The 19,876-nt window shown below is 30.8% G+C and carries 14 protein-coding genes and 4 tRNA genes; 4 read left to right on the forward strand and 14 right to left on the reverse strand.

Annotated features, from left to right (window positions below; all coding sequences use genetic code 11):
* Nucleotides 1-13 precede the first annotated feature (13 nt).
* A complete protein-coding gene (locus EYR00_RS12690; RefSeq protein WP_003537226.1) occupies nt 14-481 on the reverse strand; it encodes a PTS sugar transporter subunit IIA in 468 nt (155 codons plus the stop codon).
* A 672-nt stretch (nt 482-1,153) separates the two neighbouring features.
* Nucleotides 1,154-1,229, reverse strand: a tRNA-Thr gene (locus EYR00_RS12695).
* 133 nt (nt 1,230-1,362) lie between these two features.
* Between EYR00_RS12695 and EYR00_RS12700 the strand changes: the two genes are divergently transcribed.
* On the forward strand, nt 1,363-4,569 hold the full coding sequence (locus EYR00_RS12700; protein ID WP_003537224.1) for an SNF2-related protein: 3,207 nt from the start codon (nt 1,363-1,365) through the stop codon (nt 4,567-4,569).
* A gap of 113 nt (nt 4,570-4,682) precedes the next feature.
* Nucleotides 4,683-4,904: a hypothetical protein gene (locus EYR00_RS12705; protein WP_003537221.1), complete on the forward strand. Its 222-nt coding sequence runs from the start codon at nt 4,683-4,685 to the stop codon at nt 4,902-4,904.
* 156 nt (nt 4,905-5,060) lie between these two features.
* Here EYR00_RS12705 and EYR00_RS12710 read toward each other — a convergent pair whose 3' ends face one another.
* The 9 genes from EYR00_RS12710 to EYR00_RS12750 all read right to left on the reverse strand — a co-directional run bounded on the left by EYR00_RS12710 (nt 5,061) and on the right by EYR00_RS12750 (nt 16,059).
* A complete protein-coding gene (locus EYR00_RS12710; protein ID WP_003537219.1) occupies nt 5,061-7,052 on the reverse strand; it encodes a glycosyl hydrolase in 1,992 nt (663 codons plus the stop codon).
* Between the two features lie 12 nt (nt 7,053-7,064).
* The gene (locus EYR00_RS12715) at nt 7,065-11,456 is read right to left on the reverse strand and encodes a fibronectin type III domain-containing protein (RefSeq protein WP_003537217.1); all 4,392 of its coding nucleotides are present in this window, start codon (nt 11,454-11,456) and stop codon (nt 7,065-7,067) included.
* Nucleotides 11,457-11,741: 285 nt separating this feature from the next.
* Complete coding sequence (locus EYR00_RS12720) at nt 11,742-12,509, reverse strand: MurR/RpiR family transcriptional regulator (protein ID WP_008790974.1); 768 nt, start codon at nt 12,507-12,509, stop codon at nt 11,742-11,744.
* Nucleotides 12,510-12,612: 103 nt separating this feature from the next.
* The gene (locus EYR00_RS12725; RefSeq protein WP_003537208.1) at nt 12,613-13,608 is read right to left on the reverse strand and encodes a PTS sugar transporter subunit IIC; all 996 of its coding nucleotides are present in this window, start codon (nt 13,606-13,608) and stop codon (nt 12,613-12,615) included.
* Between the two features lies 1 nt (nt 13,609).
* Entirely contained in the window at nt 13,610-14,971 is a 1,362-nt protein-coding gene (locus EYR00_RS12730) for an MATE family efflux transporter (protein ID WP_226814572.1), read from the reverse strand.
* A gap of 2 nt (nt 14,972-14,973) precedes the next feature.
* Nucleotides 14,974-15,729, reverse strand: a complete 756-nt coding sequence (locus EYR00_RS12735; RefSeq protein ID WP_009009628.1) for a putative ABC transporter permease — start codon at nt 15,727-15,729, stop codon at nt 14,974-14,976.
* Between the two features lie 56 nt (nt 15,730-15,785).
* Nucleotides 15,786-15,861 (reverse strand) — tRNA-Ala (locus EYR00_RS12740).
* A gap of 18 nt (nt 15,862-15,879) precedes the next feature.
* Nucleotides 15,880-15,956 (reverse strand) — tRNA-Ile (locus tag EYR00_RS12745).
* Nucleotides 15,957-15,982: 26 nt separating this feature from the next.
* A tRNA-Ile gene (locus tag EYR00_RS12750) sits at nt 15,983-16,059 on the reverse strand.
* 180 nt (nt 16,060-16,239) lie between these two features.
* Here EYR00_RS12750 and EYR00_RS12755 point away from each other — a divergent pair.
* Both EYR00_RS12755 and EYR00_RS12760 read left to right on the forward strand, forming a co-directional pair.
* Entirely contained in the window at nt 16,240-16,716 is a 477-nt protein-coding gene (locus EYR00_RS12755) for a glutathione peroxidase (protein WP_003537204.1), read from the forward strand.
* Nucleotides 16,717-16,904: 188 nt separating this feature from the next.
* Complete coding sequence (locus tag EYR00_RS12760) at nt 16,905-17,399, forward strand: putative ABC transporter permease (RefSeq protein ID WP_003537203.1); 495 nt, start codon at nt 16,905-16,907, stop codon at nt 17,397-17,399.
* Nucleotides 17,400-17,411: 12 nt separating this feature from the next.
* Here EYR00_RS12760 and EYR00_RS12765 read toward each other — a convergent pair whose 3' ends face one another.
* The 3 genes from EYR00_RS12765 to EYR00_RS12775 all read right to left on the reverse strand — a co-directional run bounded on the left by EYR00_RS12765 (nt 17,412) and on the right by EYR00_RS12775 (nt 19,717).
* On the reverse strand, nt 17,412-17,720 hold the full coding sequence (locus EYR00_RS12765) for a hypothetical protein (RefSeq protein WP_008790970.1): 309 nt from the start codon (nt 17,718-17,720) through the stop codon (nt 17,412-17,414).
* 280 nt (nt 17,721-18,000) lie between these two features.
* Nucleotides 18,001-18,735 carry an N-acetylmuramoyl-L-alanine amidase family protein gene (locus EYR00_RS12770; protein WP_003537201.1) on the reverse strand — a complete coding sequence of 245 codons (735 nt, stop codon included), beginning with the start codon at nt 18,733-18,735 and terminating at the stop codon, nt 18,001-18,003.
* A 121-nt stretch (nt 18,736-18,856) separates the two neighbouring features.
* Nucleotides 18,857-19,717, reverse strand: a complete 861-nt coding sequence (locus EYR00_RS12775; protein ID WP_003537199.1) for a helix-turn-helix domain-containing protein — start codon at nt 19,715-19,717, stop codon at nt 18,857-18,859.
* Nucleotides 19,718-19,876 lie beyond the last annotated feature (159 nt).

A 19,876-nucleotide genomic window follows, 5' to 3' on the forward strand; every position in this document is an offset into this window, starting at 1 on the left:
AGTATTCCTCCTTCTATTTAATCAAAGTATCTCCTCTATGAACTTCCCTATCATAACATTCTAATTTTATACTTTGATTATAACCTGCTGTAAATATAACCATAGTTGTTTTATCTATATTCATTTCATCCATAATATTATCATCAAATTTTAATATAGGCATATTCTTCTTTACCTTATCGCCAACTTTGACAAATATCTCAAATCCTCTACCTTTTAAGTTTACAGTATCCAAACCAACGTGTACTAATATTTCAACCCCACTTCTAGTTTTAATTCCAAATGCATGTTTACTATTTGGTATCATAACAATTATTCCATCAACAGGTGAAACAACAATATTATCTGATGGAATAATTGCAAAGCCATCACCCATCATTCTTGTTGAAAATACTTTATCTGGAACATCCTCTATATTTATACATTTTCCATCTATTGGTGAAACAATTCCTCCATCTTGTTTATTCATAAATTTAAACATATTAACTCCTCCTTTTATACAAAAAAACTCTTTGATTCATTATCCTAAATAATAGGTCATGCCTCAAAGAGTTACAATCCTTCTGTTCAATTTTACACCAATATAATAACAATTATTTAACCTATTGTCAATAATATATGATAACTATCAATGATATTATTAATTTTTAAATTATCGTATACATTTAAAATCAGCTAATGTACATAAAATATTTATATATCTTGAAATATCATTTTTAATCAGATGATATTCTAGTAAAATTTGAGCATATACACATTTTATCTAATCAAACCTAAAAGCTTTTTCTATAGTTGTTAATTCTTTAGTCCATCATTCCCTCTGTCAAAGAACTTGCATCTGTATACGTAGAACCATCATTTATTTTAAAATCCTGTATAATATTCTTAATTTCATCATCAAATAAAATTAGATATATATAATAATCATAATCTACTTCTTCACATATTCTTCATGTAATTAAAAAATCAATCTATAATTAAATGTTTGAATTTATAAAATCGATTACAACTTTATATTACATTTATTAATTTTCTGCTTTCTTTTAAAATATGATAAAACGAAAAAGCGACAAATTGAATACAGTTTATCGCTTCATATATAGACATTCATAACTTTTCTAAATAATCAGATAAAGTTATTGAAATAAAATTATGGTGCCGGCAACTGGATTTGAACCAGCAACCTATCCATTACGAGTGGATTGCTCTACCGTTAGAGCTATACCGGCATAAGTAACCGCATTCATATTATAACACTTTATTCCTTGTCATAAAATATCTTTTTTTATTTATCTTTTTTTAATGTTATCTATTTGGTAATCATTAAAATAATGATATAATATTCTATCGGAGGGAAAGAACATGTATATTAAAGATGATGAAATAAATAGGATATTTAATGAAAAAAACTGGAAAATTGCTCACAGTTATTATAAAGATAATGTAATCACAAACATGTCCGTTCTAAAACAGGGAAATGAGTACCACATTGATGGTACTGTTGAAATATATGGTCGTAGTAGTACTTGTCATATCGTCGTAGATACTGGAGGAAAAATAAATAATTTTGAATGTGATTGCCCTTATTGCCATAATGATGAATTAGCATGTGGTCATATTGGGGTACTATTATTAAAATTTTATAGTTTAGAAATGTCTGAAATTCCTTTTCAGTTTAATCAAAAAATTGATTACAAAGCAAAAATTGAAGCCTTTGAACGCGTTCGTGAAGAAAAATTAATTCAAACAAAACTCGAAGAATCAAAAAAATTAATTACCGACTACACTAATCAGCAAGATCCTCAACTAACAAATGATTCATTGATTGATTTAATTCCTAATATTAATTATTCATTTAATCGAATCTTGATTAGTTATCGAATTGGTCAAAATAAAACTTACTTAATAAAAAATCTTAAAGAATTCATATATAACTATCGTTATCACAATGTATATACTTACGGTAGTCAGTTAACAACCGATTACAATCGTAAATCATTTAGTTCAGAAGCATTAAAACAAATTGATTTTATTCGGGATAATAGCGAATTTATTGATGATATTGAAAGATATCGTTCTATTGATATTAACAAATATAATATTGATGAATTTTTTGAAACATATCTCACAAATCTTAACATCAATATGTTTTTTACCACTATTGATCTAAATAATTTAACAATCAACATCGAAGATAAAGAAGATTACTTTGAAATATCACTTTTGCCATTAGGCGGCCAATTAATTATTGGTAACCAATATTTATATTATTTAGACAAAAACATTTTAAATCGTTACAGTCTTAAAATGTCTAAAATTACTAAAAAACTGATTTCTAAATTAGATAAAGAAAATCTCATTGTCGCAAAAGAAGATTTTGGTTATTTTGGCAAATATATCATTGATCAAATCTTACCTTATATTGCCATTACAGGAGCTAATATCGACGATTATATGCCTAGTGTGATCACTTTACTTACTTACGTTGATTTGAATAACTTTGGTGATTTAACAATCAATCTTGAATATCGTGATGATGAAGGTAATATATTATTTGACGGTAAATATATTGACAGTTATGAAACCAAGCTGCCACTCAACGTTGATACAGCACTAGCAATGATTGAAGATTACGCGCAATATGATGAACTAACGAATATGTATTTAATCACCAATAACGATGAAGATATATACTATTTTATAAAAAATATTTTGCCTAAATTAAATAGATATTGTGATGTATTTGTCAGTGAAGACATTAAAAATATTAATAAACCTAAAAACATTTCTTTAAACATTGGTATCCGTTTAAAAAATGATCTATTAGAGATTGATTTAGACAGTATTAATGTTTCAAAAGATGAAATCCGAGATATTTTAGAATCATACCAAAAACACAAAGCCTATCATCGTTTAAAAAATGGTGAATTTGTGAATTTAGAAGATCAAACTTTAAATGAAGCCTATAATTTAATTCAAGATTTAAATCTTGAAAACAAAAATATTCAAGATGGCGCTATCATAGTCGATAAATCCAAAGCATTATTCTTAAACGAATTAATACAAGATAGCGAAACAATTAATTTTAACCGTAACCAACAATTCCAAGAACTCATCAACCATCTAACTAACTGCAATATCAATAATTATCCTGTTCCTGAACCATTCAGTGATATTTTAAGAGATTACCAATGTACTGGTTATAAATGGATCAAAACAATGAGCGATTATGGATTCGGAGGAATTCTTGCTGATGATATGGGATTAGGAAAAACCTTACAAATGATTACTGTATTAGAAGACGCTAAAAAGAATCACAAAGCTAGTATTGTAATAACCCCAGCAACCCTAATATTAAACTGGCAGGATGAAATAAAAAAATTCTCAAACGATCTCAATGTCCTATGTATTAGTGGAACATTATCCGTTCGTAAAAAGATGATTGAACAAATAAACAACTACGATGTTATCATTACATCATATGATTATATAAGAAGGGATTTTGAATTATATAAACCATTTAAATTTGAATATATTGTTCTCGATGAAGCTCAATACATTAAAAACCAAGCAACAAAAAATGCCAGAGCAGTAAAAGAGTTACATGGTACTCATCGTTTTGCACTAACAGGTACCCCAATTGAAAACTCACTTGCAGAGTTATGGTCAATTTTTGATTTTTTGATGCCTAACTATTTATATAATTACAATTATTTTAGAGAACATTTTGAGCGTCCAATCGTTCGCGATGAAGATAAAGATGCTCAAATTCGTTTAAAGAAAATGGTTGAACCATTTATTTTAAGAAGAACAAAACAAGAAGTTTTAGAAGAATTACCTGATAAGATTGAGAATAACATTAAGATTGCTTTTAATAAAGAAGAAGAAAATCTGTATATAGCTAATTTAAGTCAAATTAATAGCGAACTTAAGACAGCATTAGACGTTGAACGAATTGATAAAATTCAAATTCTAGCAATGATGACACGATTACGTCAAATCTGCTGCGATGCTAGAATTCTATATAATGAAATTATTGGTCCTAGTTCAAAAATGAAAGCTTGTCTAGATATAATAAAGAAAGCTAAAGAAAACAATCAAAAAGTTCTATTATTTTCATCATTTACCAGCTCTTTAGATTTATTAGAAAAAGAACTTCGTAAAGAGGATATATCATATTACGTTTTAACCGGGGCAACCAATAAAATCAAACGTCATCAATTAGTTAACGCTTTTCAAAATGACAATACAGATGTTTTCTTAATTTCTTTAAAGGCCGGAGGAACCGGTCTAAATCTAACCGCAGCATCGATTGTTATTCACTTTGACCCATGGTGGAATATGTCGGCTCAAAACCAGGCAACTGACCGTGCTTATCGCATTGGTCAAACCAATAACGTACAAGTTTATAAATTAATCATGAAAAACAGTATTGAAGAAAAAATCCAAGAACTTCAAGCTCAGAAACAAGATTTATCAAATATTTTTATTGAAAATAATGACGGGAGTATTACTAAGATGTCAACAGCTGATATCATATCTTTATTTTCAATCGATCAAGAAGGCTAAAATGCCTTCTTTTTGTTACATCTAATGTAACTATTTTCAACAATCATTCCACCTATATTATTTACCTTTTAATTATGATATTTTAATATCATAAAACAAGAGGGGGAAAGGTAATGATATTTGATGAACTATTGAAAGGTCAATTGTTGACAAATGACTGCAATAACTATTTAATCGCTACAAATACTGGAGAAATAATCGAATCCTGTTATCGATGCCTGCATCGCCGTGAAAAAAAGGCATTAGAGCTCTACAAAAAAGATATCAGTATTATAAATACTAAAATAATTGATAATAATTTTGAAAGAACTCTTTGCATAATCGTTGATTTATAAACAATATTCAAACAATAGTAAATACTGTTTTTATTTTCACAAAAAAGGAAGTGGCCTTCACTTCCCTTTTAACATCTTGAACTACTTGTATTTAATTTGATAAATTTCAATGAGGAGAGGTTTTTTATCAAGTAGTCAATTATATACATAATATCTTTATTTATTATATTTTTTTTGCATCATTACAATTGCCACCATTACTCCAATCAAACCTAGGACATAACCTTGAATTGCAAAATTATCGCCGGTTTTAACACTATTAATTGAAGTGGTTTGGTCTTCTTTTTCCATTGGATCAATTACTTTTTTCCACTTAGTATAAATCGTCACATCTTCTAACAATGGCTTAGCAAAATCAAACTCTTTAGTACACGCTTCATCACTGTACCACCCTGCAAAAGTATACCCATTTTTTATTGGCATATCTGGCCTTGATAAAACTGTACCACTTTCAATCAGCACTTTATTATTATCAACCGAAACCGTTACCAATTTTACCCATTTTGAATAAATTGCAATATCGCCTCTAATTGGCTCATTGAAATCAAATTTATTATTATATTCTGAATCACTATACCATCCCTTAAATACATAACCATCTTTAACAGAAGGAAGAGGCTTAACCGCTGTATTGCCATCAATTACTTTATTATCTATACCATCAATTGTTACTGTGTGCATCTTAAGCCATTTTGGATAAATTGTGACATTATCAGTGACAATACTATCAAAATCATATTCTTTAGTACACGCCTCATCACTATACCACCCGCTAAATACATATCCATCTTTAACAGGCGTATCGATTTTATCAAATTTACTACCCAATACCACGTTTTCACTTCGACCATTAATCATGACATTAACATAATCATCAACATATTCATCTTCAATAGACGGTTCTATTTCCCCCATTAAGTTTGGCAATATATAACCTTCCGGATTACCAAGATTACGATAATCATTTCCTAAAGTTGTTAATGTCCCAATTTTTAACATGCTATTTTTATCATGATCTGCTTTAGTATTAAATAATCCTGAATCACCACCATAACGATCTAGTGCATCAAATGAAAACCAGGCATATCGCTCAACAAATTCTAAATCATTTAGTCCTACATTATTATCGAACCCATTAATAACGTAATTCAAAAACTTTCTCACTTCAGCTTTATTCGCTTCGTTAGCACCATTATAACCATCCCAATATGGATTCCAATTAGCTACCGCAAATTCTGTAACCCAAATCGGTTTATTAAATTTATTATGTGTTTCATTAATAAAATTTAATAAACTTTTAGCATTGTCTTTAATTTCTTTATCAGTAACTCCAATATTACCAGGATAATTATGAACAGGTATAAAATCAATATCATCTGTATTAATTCCCTGCCAATACTCATTAAACCATTCAGAATTAGGAGCCTGAATAGCCGTTGCCGGTGCCCCAATTCTCATACCACTATTTGTAAAATAATGTTGATTTGCAATCGCTGTAGCTACTGGAACATTCGATTGATCTACAAAATCCGGTTCATTATAACCCAATACTGTTTTATATCCCGCATTTTTAATTGTTGTTAATTGCTCGTTTGAACCATTATAGGCACCCCAGATCATAGGAACAAAATCTATCTTTTGATTTGGACAAGTACCAGCATACGTTGGTGCCGTTCCCCAATTGTAATACCAAGACAATCCCATATTTTGTGCATCTTGAATTGCACTGTAGCCGTTACCACTATAAAAACCCATACCTTTTTTAGATATGTAAAAATTTCTAGCACTAGTTGAAATCTTAGTATTATTGCTCAATTGAGCTAATATTTTAACTTGATGCTGTGCCACTTTAGTTGTATAAACTTCACAACTAAAAATATCACCTTCATCAATAATTGTTGAATTTTGAAGAACATTATCAAGATATACCTCATAACCAATTACTTCATGACTATCAATACTTAATCTATCCCAGGTTATTGTAATTGGTCCCGCTGGAACTAACTGCCCATTATTAGGATAATTAATCGCTGAAGTTTTCCAATCATTATATGGATTACTTGAAATAGCTCCTACATTATTTAATGTGAGCAATACCGCACTAAATAGTGCGAGTATTGCTACCTTTATAATTTTACTTTTTTTCATAATTCTTCTCCACTAGCTAGTATGATGTCTTTTTAACATCATTAAACCACCCAGTGCAAGGAGAGTAACAATTCCATAACCATAAATCATTTGATCATCGCCTGTTTTAGCACTACTGCTATCACTTGGTTTTGTTGATTGACCAGGCTCATTTGGTTTTACAATTTGCCCCGGTTCTTCAGTTTTTAATGTTAAACCTTTAATCGCAGTATCTAATGCCTTTACTACTTCATCAACCATACCTTGATCAATAATTGTTAAATTATCAGCAAGACTACTTAACACTTCATAAGCTTCATCAAACAATGCTTTCGATTCTTCTGTATAGTGACCTTTAGTGTAATTATCACTTATCAAAACTTTTTCAGCTTCCTTTTTAACTACATCTAATTTACTATAATCGGCACCTTTTAATGTTAAACCATTAATTGCTTCAGTCAATAATTCAATTGCATCATCAACTTTATTCTGTTCTAAAATCGTTAAATCATCAGCAAGATCATTTAATGCTTTATTAGCTTTATCAAATGTCGCTCTTGTTGCCTCTGTGTAATAATCTTTAGTATAGTTATCACTTGCTAAAACTTTTTCAGCTTCAGCCTTGATACTATCAACTTTACTATAATCAGCACCAACTAATACTAAATTATCAATAGCATCATTCAATACATCTTTTGCACTATCAAAATCTTTTTGATATGCATATTTTAAATCAGCATTCAATTGTTTACCAGCATCATCTAACGCTTTCACAAATACCTTCCAGCTATCAACTGTATAATTATTTTCATTTTTATCCTTATTCACATTATATAGATCACTCAATGTTTTTGTATCAATATTATCATCACCTAATGCTTTTATGTTTTCTTCAGTTACTGTTCCAATAAATTTTCCTTTTTGATCAGCAGCTGGCATCTTACCATAAACAGCAGTTCCATCACAATAATTTAATAAGAATTTTCTTGACCAGCCTTCACCTTTAATAGCAAAATCATCTTTATCAGTTCCACTGCTTACACCAGGACCAACATCATTAATAATATGATTAAATTTTTGTAATACTTTATTTTCATCAGCAAATGTTTGTAAACATGCATTTTCAATAATTACACCTTTGCTATTTGGTACTTCAATTGCACTATCCATTTGAATTTGCACTTTTGAAGAATCATAATCTTCACCAGTATAAATAAATACATTATAAATTCCCAATCCAACTGCATAATGCTCCTTAACATCATTAGCTACTTTATAAGCAGCATATCCATTTACTGTTCCATTATGTGACATCCAAGCCTCTTGACTAATAGGATCATAACATTTTTCATTTTGATAAAAATATGTTGCACCATTTTCACCGTTCCATAATGTATCATATTTATTGAAATGCTCATTGAATAATGCATAACATGTTACATTATCACCATTAACAATCAAACCATGATCAGCAGCATTACCACTCCAGCTTACACCATTACCATGGTCAGCACGCCAAATCCAGAAATGATCAGTAATTACATCGTTGCTATTAATTTCTAATGCATTTTTTGCACGTGTTGGATTAGCTGTAGTTCCACCAACTCTAAAGAATAAATCTTGTAGTATAGTTGGATTAGCAGAATGATCTTTATCACTATTAGCAGGTCCAACTTTTAACAAATAATTTGAATCCTTTTCACCAGCATCAAAAATCAAGCCAGCTACTTTAATACCATCTACATCAGCAATTTCCATTGCTGCTTCATCATTATCAGGAATAATTGAAGTCATACCTGTACCTATTAAAATCGTATTTGCTTTATTAACCTTAATTGATTCTTCAGCATGATATGTTCCAGGTGTGAAATAAATATTTTTACCTTTATCTAATTGTTCATTAATTGTTTTAGCCGAATCACTTGGCTTAGCTATATAGAATTCACTTAAAGATAAACTTTTCCCTTTACCCATATCACCATCTTTAGTCCAGCTTGTACCAGATGTATCTTTTTGTAAGTCAGGAACAAAGATCTTATATTCACCATTATCTAAATATAGGAATGGCTTTTCACTAAGTTTCTTTGTTTTTTCAACATTTGTGAATACTTGCTGTTCCCCATTCGCAGCTTCTTTACCCCAATTTGAATATCCATTGCCATTAGCTAAAGCATCACCATCTTTTTCAGTTGGTAAATTAGGAGCATCAACACCTTGGAAGAAATTATTTAAAGTAGTTCCATATCCGCCTCCTGTCAATTTACTATTTCTAGTATAGAATTGTTGTCCACTATATGTTCCAGCTGATAATTGATTTCCTTGATCTTCAAATACACCTTCAAACATACAATCTGCTACGTATCCACCACTAGCCCATCCATAATTCCAGTCATATCCAACCGGACGACTTGAATATACTCTACGAAGCGGTGCAGCTTGAGCTACTGCCCAGTTAAAATATTCTGGTCGGGCAAGATTACAATCGAAGCCAGCCTTTCCTTGTTCATTCCCAGTATTTATAACAGCTAGATTCTCTGCAGAACGCCAGAAATTACAAGTAGCATTATTACCATCTAGATAAGATGGAATTGCGATATTATTTAACTTAACATCCATTGGTGTTTTTCCCAAACCATTAAATGATGTATAGAACCCTAAATACATACATGTAGTTTCAGTATAATCACCTGGTTTGAAATAAACTTGGTATTGTTGCCCTTTAAATTGAGCATCTGCTCCTCTATCATTTTGTTGATTGAATAAATCTAATAATATTTTATCAAGTTGTGCTACATCATCTTTGGGTGAGAAGAACAACGTATGTTCTCCAAATATATTCTTTTCTAGAGATACATACTCAGAACGTTCCGAAATTTCAGCATTTGATAAATCATCATCATTATTTTGTCCATTATTTAGAGCAATGATGCGATAATAATTCTCGTATTTATCACCTATAGGTGCAACAGTAACAGAAGTACTATCTCTAGTTACAGTCTCTACGACATTATATTCCCCAAGCATACTATCTGCTCTTAACAATTGATAGTGTGTTGCATTTTCAGCAGCTCCCCAGCTAATTGTGAACTCACCATCTTTTTCAACTAATTTAACATCTGCTGGTGTCGCTGGTTTTGCTCCTGCTCTTGTACTAACTTTCAATTCAGCACTTTCATTTTTCGGATTATTAATATCTGATAAATTTCCATTTCCATTTACATATTCTAATTTAAAACTATATTGCATCCCCGCTTTCAAATCAGTTACTTGATAGCTGTTTTTTCCAGTTACATCAGCAACTTTATCAAACACTACTTCATTTGAAGCTTTTTTAAATAAGGTTACATCAGTATATAAACTATTCGGATTTGTCCAAGTAAGATCAATTGTGGTTTCAGTTCTTGAGCTATCATCAGCTTTTAAATCTGTGACATCAGCAATATCAATAGCATTATGGATAATAAATTTTTCTCGATCAGTTAATTCCCCTTCATAACCACCTTCTAGAACTTCATCATTATTTGCAGTAACCAATTTTCCTGTAGCTGCATCCTTTAATACAAACAATCCATTTCCAATCGGTTCAACTGCGATAGCTTCCCAGCCACCACCCACTTTTTTATATGACCCAATGGTAGGTACAGCGCCATCTACCCACTTAGCTGATGCAATTTGATAACCTGGTTTACTAACCGATTCAAATGAAATTACATTTTTAATCCCATTGTCATTAGTGTGAAAAGTAACTTTAAACTTTTCAGTATCACCTATATTACCAGCATCTCCAGTTACCTTAATTGCAGAAAAGTTTTCATCTGGCTGATCAGCAAATGTTACTAACTTTCCTGTAGCCACATTTTCAATCCAAGCGATATTACTGATAATTCCAGGATTTTTGACAAAATTAAATTTTTCAGCCAAATCTCTATCACTTGTATAGACTAATTTTCCTTTACTATCAATTGAAAGATATTCATTGGTTCTTTTCATACTTTCAATAATACCTTGGTTATCGGCCGTTTTAGTTATTTTATACTTAGCTGTGGTATCTTCATTTCTAGTATCAGCCCATACATATGTTTGCCCAGACTCTGTTCTTAAGTAATAATCTTGCCCATCATTTATACCAGTATACTTAATTGTTACTGAACCATCATTTTCATTAATAAACATAAATTGTGATGAGTTACTTATTTTATTTGTCTTAGCATTATATTCACCATCTGCTTCTGCAGGTGATGTCCAGCTAGCTGTTTTAATATTTAATGCTTTTCCAGTTGTAGTTGAAACAATTGCATAAATTGAATCCTGATCAAAATTCAAGTATTCGTCATTCGCTGCAACATTTACAGGTGCTATCATACCAATTGCCATCGCAAAGGTCAGAATAGCTGCAAAAAAATTCTTGTTTAATCTTTTTATCATTTTCCATTTCCCCTTCTTAATATATTTCGTATATAAGCAATATTTGAATTGTATCAAAGCGGCCTACTTCAATACAATCCATAACAATTAGAATATCAAATACTATAAGCGCTTAATGATTATTTGATATTCAATGCAATGTGCTTAACATTACACCTATAAAATAACATAATTAATAATAAGAAGGAATGAACGCAAGAGGTTATGTAACGGGTTACATTAAATGTAACAAGTTTGCTTATTTTTTTATAAAAAAAACTACTTATTTTTTAGTAGTTTTCCACATTATAAATTACGGCTGGTAAACTTCAACGGCAGCGATTTTTCCTTAGCATTTTGTAACTCATGAGTAACACGCTCAAGAATATAAAGAACAGGAACTTGAGATGAAATATTATATGTTTGTGGTAAAATAATATCTTTAACATAATAGTAGATTCCCAAATCTGCCATTTGATCAATTGTTGACCCTGGCTTATTAGTGATTACCACAATTTTTGTATTCTGACTCTGATACATTTTAAGCTGATCAATTACTTCTCGAGTTTCACCACTTTCGGTCAAAGCAATTAATAATGAACTTTCATTACCATCAACTGGTGGGGGATAATAAGGATCATCGATACTTTGTGAATAATACCCTACATTTGAAAAATAACGAGCCCCATATTTTCCTAAAGTACCACTTGTTCCAATTCCTAAAAAACAAATCGACTTAGCTTCCTTGATATACTTAACAAATTTATTAATTTTCTCCTTAAAATCTACACTTCGTGCATAGTTAAAAAATTCTAAAAGAACATCAATTTCATCATCAGTTTCTGGTAGAGTAAGTCCATCATTAAATAACTTTAACTTTGTCTTGAATTCTACAAAACCATTACAATCCAATTTTTGACAAAACCGTACTACTGTCGCCGTTGATACATGAGTACATTCAGCCAGATCACGAACACTCATATTTGTAACAACTTTAATGTGCTTCATTACATAACGATAAATAAATGTTTCTGTTTCATTCAAATTAGCAATTTGCTTGTATGTAAACAGCATTTTATCGCCCCCTTTTTTTGTTGGATGAAGCTTTCTTCCCTGATTATGTATAATTCTAACACATATATCCACCAAATTTAAGAGTTTAAAATTTATTTATTAACTAAAAACGGTCTAATTTAAGATACCCTGCTTTAATATAGTTTAATTTTCTAAAAGCTTTATAAATTCCAAAGCTGATCAACATTGGTGCTAGTAAATCAATAACAATGATTGGAATCCAATAATTATTTCCCATCACATTAACAGCTTCTAAAATCCCTACCAGTCCTGCAGTTCCCATTCCTGAACCAATTGCTGAACAAGATATTTCCAACAAACAAGTAGAAATTGGAGCAATAATAGCACTTGTTAAAATCGGCGGAAGCCAAATTATCGGATGCTTTACAATATTTTTAAACTGCAGCATACTTGTTCCAATGCCAATTGCTACAACATCACCAATATCATTATCATCCATCGACATTACCGCAAAACCAATCATTTGAGCACAACACCCAGCTAAAGCAGCCCCAGCAGCTAAACCATTAAGTCCCAACATCACTCCGATCGCCGCACTAGATATCGGTGCTGTTAAAGCCATTCCCATCAAAACTGCAACTACAATTGACATGAAAAATGGCTGCATGTTTACCCCTTGATTAATTAAATCACCAATCCAAACAATTAATTTAGTGATATATGGACCAATAAATATTGTCACTATTCCCGCAACTATAATAGAAGTAAAAGGCACTAACAAAATATCAACCGGTGTTTTTCCTTGTACTAATCTTGTTACTTCTACTGCAATAATTACGGCTACAAACGCTGCGATTGGATTTCCAGTTGTCGCCGTATTACCATTAAATGTTCCTGCTCCAATCGTTCCAGCAATTACTGCCGCAATTAGATTTAATCCTTTAGCATCGATTGCATAAGCAATACCTGCTCCAATCGCTGGTCCCATTAAATAAGTTGCCACCTCACCCCAAGCAGCTAGTTGGCTAATATTAGCAAAATTCCCTATTTGTTTAAAAATCGTTCCAATGATCAAACTGCAGAAAAAGCCATATGCCATTCCATTTAATGATTTAATAATATAGTTATCTTTTTTCATTCTAACCTCCTACAACTGCAATATTTTTAACCCAGCGTTCTTTTTTAAAGAAGTAGGTTGCAATTATTAATTTTATCAAATCCAAACTTTCAACAACGATATATAACGAAATTAAAGAAATAGTCGTAAATGACGATAATAGAGTTGAAACCAGTACTCCAGCAGCCCACAAAAAACCTGAATCCATAATCATCGTACTAACAACATCTCCACCCGCCCTTAAAATAAAGAAGATGCAGACATTAAAAGCATAGATATTAATCATTATCGATTTAATTCGAACCAATCTTACGATTGCTTCTTTAATTGGTATATCAACATTATACAGATTAGGAATCAGTGGTGCCAATAAAAAACATATCATCCCAATCATTAACGATACCATCAATGCAAAACATAATAATTTACGCGCATTATCTCTAGCCTCATCAAGTTTATTAGCACCTAATTTATTTCCTATCATGATCGACACAGCTGAAGATAGACCACCAAAAACAATAAACATTATATTAGCTACTGTGTCAACAACAGATATGGAAGCCACTAAATATTCGTCACATCGCATATATGACATAAAAATTAAAGCTTGTCCCAATGAAAACAAAATTTCATTGATTGTCAAAGGAATTGCTTTACGAACAATACTGGTTAATAAGTTGACATTAATTCTAATTATCCCTTTTAAATCAAAACTAAAGAAATGTTTATTTCGATATAAAATAATCAAATATATTGCCATTTCAACAAGTCGAGCAATAATCGTTGCAATAGCCGCCCCTTGAATTCCCATTTTAAAGAATCCAAAATTTCCAAAAATCAAACAATAGTTTAATGCGGTATTAGTTATTACTGCTACTATCCCCACTTTTAGCTGAATCTTGTTAATACCAACTGCTCGTAAAGCCATCATACAAGTGAACGAAACAGCAAAAGGGATATATGTATATTTAGCAAGATGTAAATATTTAATCGCCTCATCAACTATAATCGGTGTTTTAGAAAACAATTCAATTGCGTATTGAGGAAAAATAAAAATTATTAATGTAAATAAAAGTCCTGCCCCAACCGCAAAAGCCATATTAATATTAAATACCTCTTGGCAATTTTTCTTCTGCTTAGCCCCGAAAAATTGAGCAATATAGATTCCCGCCGCTCCACATAACCCAAATAAAATTGAGTTCATAATTAGAAAAAAACGATTTGCCACCGTTACTGAAGTTAATGCAATATTGCCAATACTGCCAATCATTACATTATCAATTAAATTTACAAACGTTGTGATAAACTGTTGAGCCATAATTGGAAAAGCAATACTAATAACAGTTCTATAGAATTGTTTAGTTCCAAAATATTTCTTCAGCATCATCACTCATCCTTTTTTCTCTTTAATAAATCAGGGAACGCACGTATCAAACGCCGGTGCCCATATTTAAACAACTTCTTTTGTCTAATTAATGATTTTAAGACGATTTGCTGCTTTTGCCATTCTAGACGCTGTTTTTCAATATATGCACGTGCTTCATTTTGTTTTTCCTCAATACTTGCAATCAATCTATTTTCACTTTCTTCCAGTACTTGTTTTACTAATTCTAATTTCTTTTCAATATCCAATGCTACATGTGTTGATACAATTGTATCAACAATAAAGAGAACTGATAAAACCCCACTTAAGACAAATAAAATATTTTCATCAACTAATAATAGCTTACTAGTAAAAAAAGGCTGAACATAATCGATTGCCACAACACTAAATAAACCAAAACAAATAAAACCCTCTAAACAAACACGACCATTCAAATTAAAAGCCTTTTGGCTATAATCCCACCAGCGTCGATGGAACAGTTTCTCCATTACATACGAAGTAATATATTCTAATAAACAAGCTACTACCCCGCCACTAATAAATAAAGTATAAATAGGATAATTAACCTGCTGAATATCAAATAAAACAATTACCAGCATTGCACCAAAACCATAAATAGGAATCCAGGGACCATTTAAAAAACCTCGATTATATGGTTTTTGATGCCGTGATAAAGGCAAAATGATTGATTCCCAAATCCACCCCATTAAACAATAAATAAAGAATGAAACCACAAGAATTATCAACTTTCCAGTCATATTTTGCCTCCTTTAAATAAATTAAAAAGTCTGCCAAAGCAGACTTAATATACAATTGGTGGAGCCTAGCGGGATCGAACCGCTGACCCCCTGCGTGCAAGGCAGGTGCTCTCCCAGCTGAGCTAAGGCCCCAAAATATTAAAATATATATGGTGGGCCTGAATGGATTTGAACCATCGACCTCACCCTTATCAGGGGTGCGCTCTAACCAACTGAGCTACAGGCCCATATATATCTATTTGCAATTAACTAATGGTGGGCCTGAATGGATTTGAACCATCGACCTCACCCTTATCAGGGGTGCGCTCTAACCAACTGAGCTACAGGCCCATCAATCAACTGCCCTAATATAATAGCATGTAGATTCTTTACCGTCAAGCATTTATTTATAATTTTGACAATTTTTTTTATTTCTTAATTTTATCAAAAAAATCGTCATTGCATATTATTTGTTTGCATATCTAAATATTGTTATACTTTGATTATAGTTTATATTTAAGGGAGGCAATTATGAACTTATATGAAATAGAAGTATTAGATAATAACAATCAAACAATCTCACTAAATAATTATAAAGATCAAGTTTTACTAATCGTCAATACAGCAACCGATTGTGAATTCACCGAGCAATATGATGATTTAGAAGAACTTTATGAAAAATATCATAATTATGGTTTTTGTATTCTAGATTTCCCATGTAATCAATTCGGTGAACAAGCACCTGGAACAATGGAAGAAATCATGTCTTTTTGTGCGGATACTTATGGTGTTAGTTTTCCGCAATTTGCTAAAATCGAAGTCAACGGCCCAAATGAATCACCACTTTATACATATTTAAAAGAAAAACAAGATAGTACTTTATCAAAACGAATCGACTGGAACTTCACAAAATTTTTAGTTAATCAAGAGGGTGATGTCGTTGCCCGCTTTGAACCGTTAGTAAAGCCAAGAGAAATTGAAAATAATATTAAAAAATTATTAAAATAAATCTTTATAACAACATACTTGCATTGCAACATAATAAAAACTACTAAATTGAATGAACTTATTATTTTAAATCAAAAATAATAAGTTCATTTTTAATATTAATATTCATCGTATCTGATACCTCATCTTTAAGATAAGATTCTTGTATATTCCTCTTTTAATTACATATATTATTAAAGGAGGTAATAATGGTAAAATTTGCAATTTATACATTTTTAGGATTTATTCTTGAGTCAGTATATGTTTCAATCTTAAAGAAAGAATTCTATCTATCGGGATTACTAAAAGGACCGTTTATCCCTATCTATGGCTTTGGTGCATTATTGATTTTAAGCATTGTCCCTTATCATACTAATAATTTTGAAATCTTTTTTTATTCACTATTCGGCTGTACTGCCCTAGAATATTTGACTCACTTTTTCTTATCATATGATTCACAAATAGAAGTATGGAATTATGGTAAAATACCTAGCAATTATACTAGCCGTATTTGTATGTTCTATAGCTTGATGTGGGGATTTTTAGGAATTATTTTAGTTAATTACATCGATCCATTTATTAATAGCCTTCTAATTAATTTAAATTATTATGCTGTTAATATTATCGCACTCATATATATCCTTATAATCCTATATCAATTTTATAATCAGCAATTTCAAGTAACAAAAAAGCAGCCTAAATAGGTTGCCTACATATTAGATTCTCTTTTTTCTCATCGCATCAAATGCTTTTAATAAAATTGCCTTAACATCAAATAAAGCATAAGCACCAATTCCGATTATATCAACCGGACAACGTACTAAACGCTCAATTTTAATTTGTTCAAAACAAATCAAAGGACTTAACAAGACAACATCAGCATCAATTCGGTTTTCTAATGCTTCAGCAATTGAATAAGCTTGAATTTCACATTTTACAGAGCCTTTTTCAGATTCTTCAATCAGCTTTTCAACAAAAAAATCACTTGGTATTTCTGTATCCCACAATAAAACAATTTTTTTCATCTTGCTAAACCCCTTTCTTTTATATTTTGGTATAATTTGTTGTATTTTATCCATTAATTTATCACATTAAAAACTTTTTATAAGCAAAAATTATTTTTTATACACACAAATATATCATTTACAAGAAAAGATGTAAATGCTTTCATTACTATTTATTATATTTTTTATTGTTTTTGACAATATATTTTATTATTTATATTTAAAAAACTCCTATAAAATGAAGCACACTTCCATAACTCAGCCAACTAAATTATAGAGTGTACTTAAAAAAGGAGTTTTTCTACGATAATATCTTTTCATAATCCTTTGGATCAATTGTATCTTCTGGATATTTCTCACGATATTTTTCAATCCCATCACATATTTTGACTGCTAATTTTTGATGATACTTACTACTTTGCAGTTGTCCTCTTTCATTAGCATTAGAGATAAAACCACATTCAATCAATACTCCGACTGTCTGGGTTGCCCGTAAAACTCGGAAATCTGCACCTGAAATGCGTTTTGCACTTCCTGTAACTTCTTTCATCGTAGTTTGTATTTCACTGGCAAGGCGCTTTCCTTTATCACTGTTTTTATAATAAAATACTTGGGAACCCCAAGCACCTGAGGCTGGAGCTGAGTTTAAATGAATACTGATTAAATAATCACTTTTATATGAATCTATCTTTTTAACCCTTAAATACATATCATCCTGTTTTGAATAGTGATGATTTCGTTTGGTCATATCCTGCTCGTCTTCACGAGTCATATTTACTGTTGCCCCTCGACTTTCAAGTTCTTCTTTCAAAGCATATGAAATTTTTAAATTTAATTCCGATTCATAAATTTTTCCAACACTTGCACCATTATCAAGGCCCCCATGTCCGGGATCAATTACTACTGATACATTTTTTAATGGTAAATCTTTGCTTACGGCCACATCATTTTTAGGATAAAAATAATGTCCCACAAGATACAATGCTGCTGTAATCGCTATTATAAGATACGTTCTCTTCACAAAATCACCTAACAAATTATATGCAGTAACGATTCTAATAATGCTAAAAACGCGTAAAACTAATTACACGTTTTTTAAGTATTTATCTATAAAGATGCGAATAAAGTGAAAACACGTCATTTAAAATGATGTATTTTTATGATCGTACTTTAGCCCAAAGTTCAATATAACAATTTTCCTGATAAGGATTATAATATTTTTGAACCAGAAGATCATCTGGTTCAAGACGATGTTCAACAAACCAAACTTCATACAAATATCGGCTAGCCTTATATAAAGCTTCATTCACTAATGATTCAAAATTTTCTGCTTCATAACTACATACTACATACTTACCACTAGGAATAATTCGTTGTTCACAATCAATTGACGGTCTATCAATTTCAATCCCTACAAAATAATTAAATAAGGCAGGATCATCACTCAATGTTAAAATATCTACTACTACCGCATCTTGAACATCTAATTCCTGGTACAAAGAAACTATGTTATTTATCTTCGGTTCACCTAATTCATCTACTTTAGCCATTTTGCTTTTACCATAAAAAATTCGATCATTACAAACTTGTTTTTCATTTATCTCTAAAACCATCCCTTCTACGATCAATGGCACGCCAGTATCAATTACAACATAATTAAGCTGTAAATCTGGTTTAATGAAATGATCTAAATGAATTTTTTGATTACGATAATCATCTGGTGTAATTTTATAGACTTCTTTAAAAGCCCGAGTAAAAGCACTATGTCCAGAAAAACCACAGGCTATTGCAATATCTAAGATTCTTTTTTCCGTATTTTTTAATTGATTGGCAGCTTTTTCTAAGCGCCGCAGCTTCACATAATCATTCACAGTTTTTTTAGTTAAACGAAAAAATAATCGCTGATAGTAGTATTTTGATAAATGAGCAATTGCTGCTAATTTATCAATATCAATCTCTTTATCATAATTTTCTTCAATATAATCAAGTGTCACCTGAATCTCTTGCCATGCATACATATTTAATAACCCCTTTCTTAAGTTACTTATAGTCTACCAATTAAATTATCTCTCTGTTTATCTGTCAATGCCTTTATTCACAAATTAGAGTTAAATAAATTTTTGAATGTCAAAAAATCTTTATATCTATTAACTTTATGTGATTGATTTGTGATATAA

Source organism: Thomasclavelia ramosa DSM 1402 (assembly GCF_014131695.1).
GTDB classification, from domain to species: domain Bacteria; phylum Bacillota_I; class Bacilli_A; order Erysipelotrichales; family Coprobacillaceae; genus Thomasclavelia; species Thomasclavelia ramosa.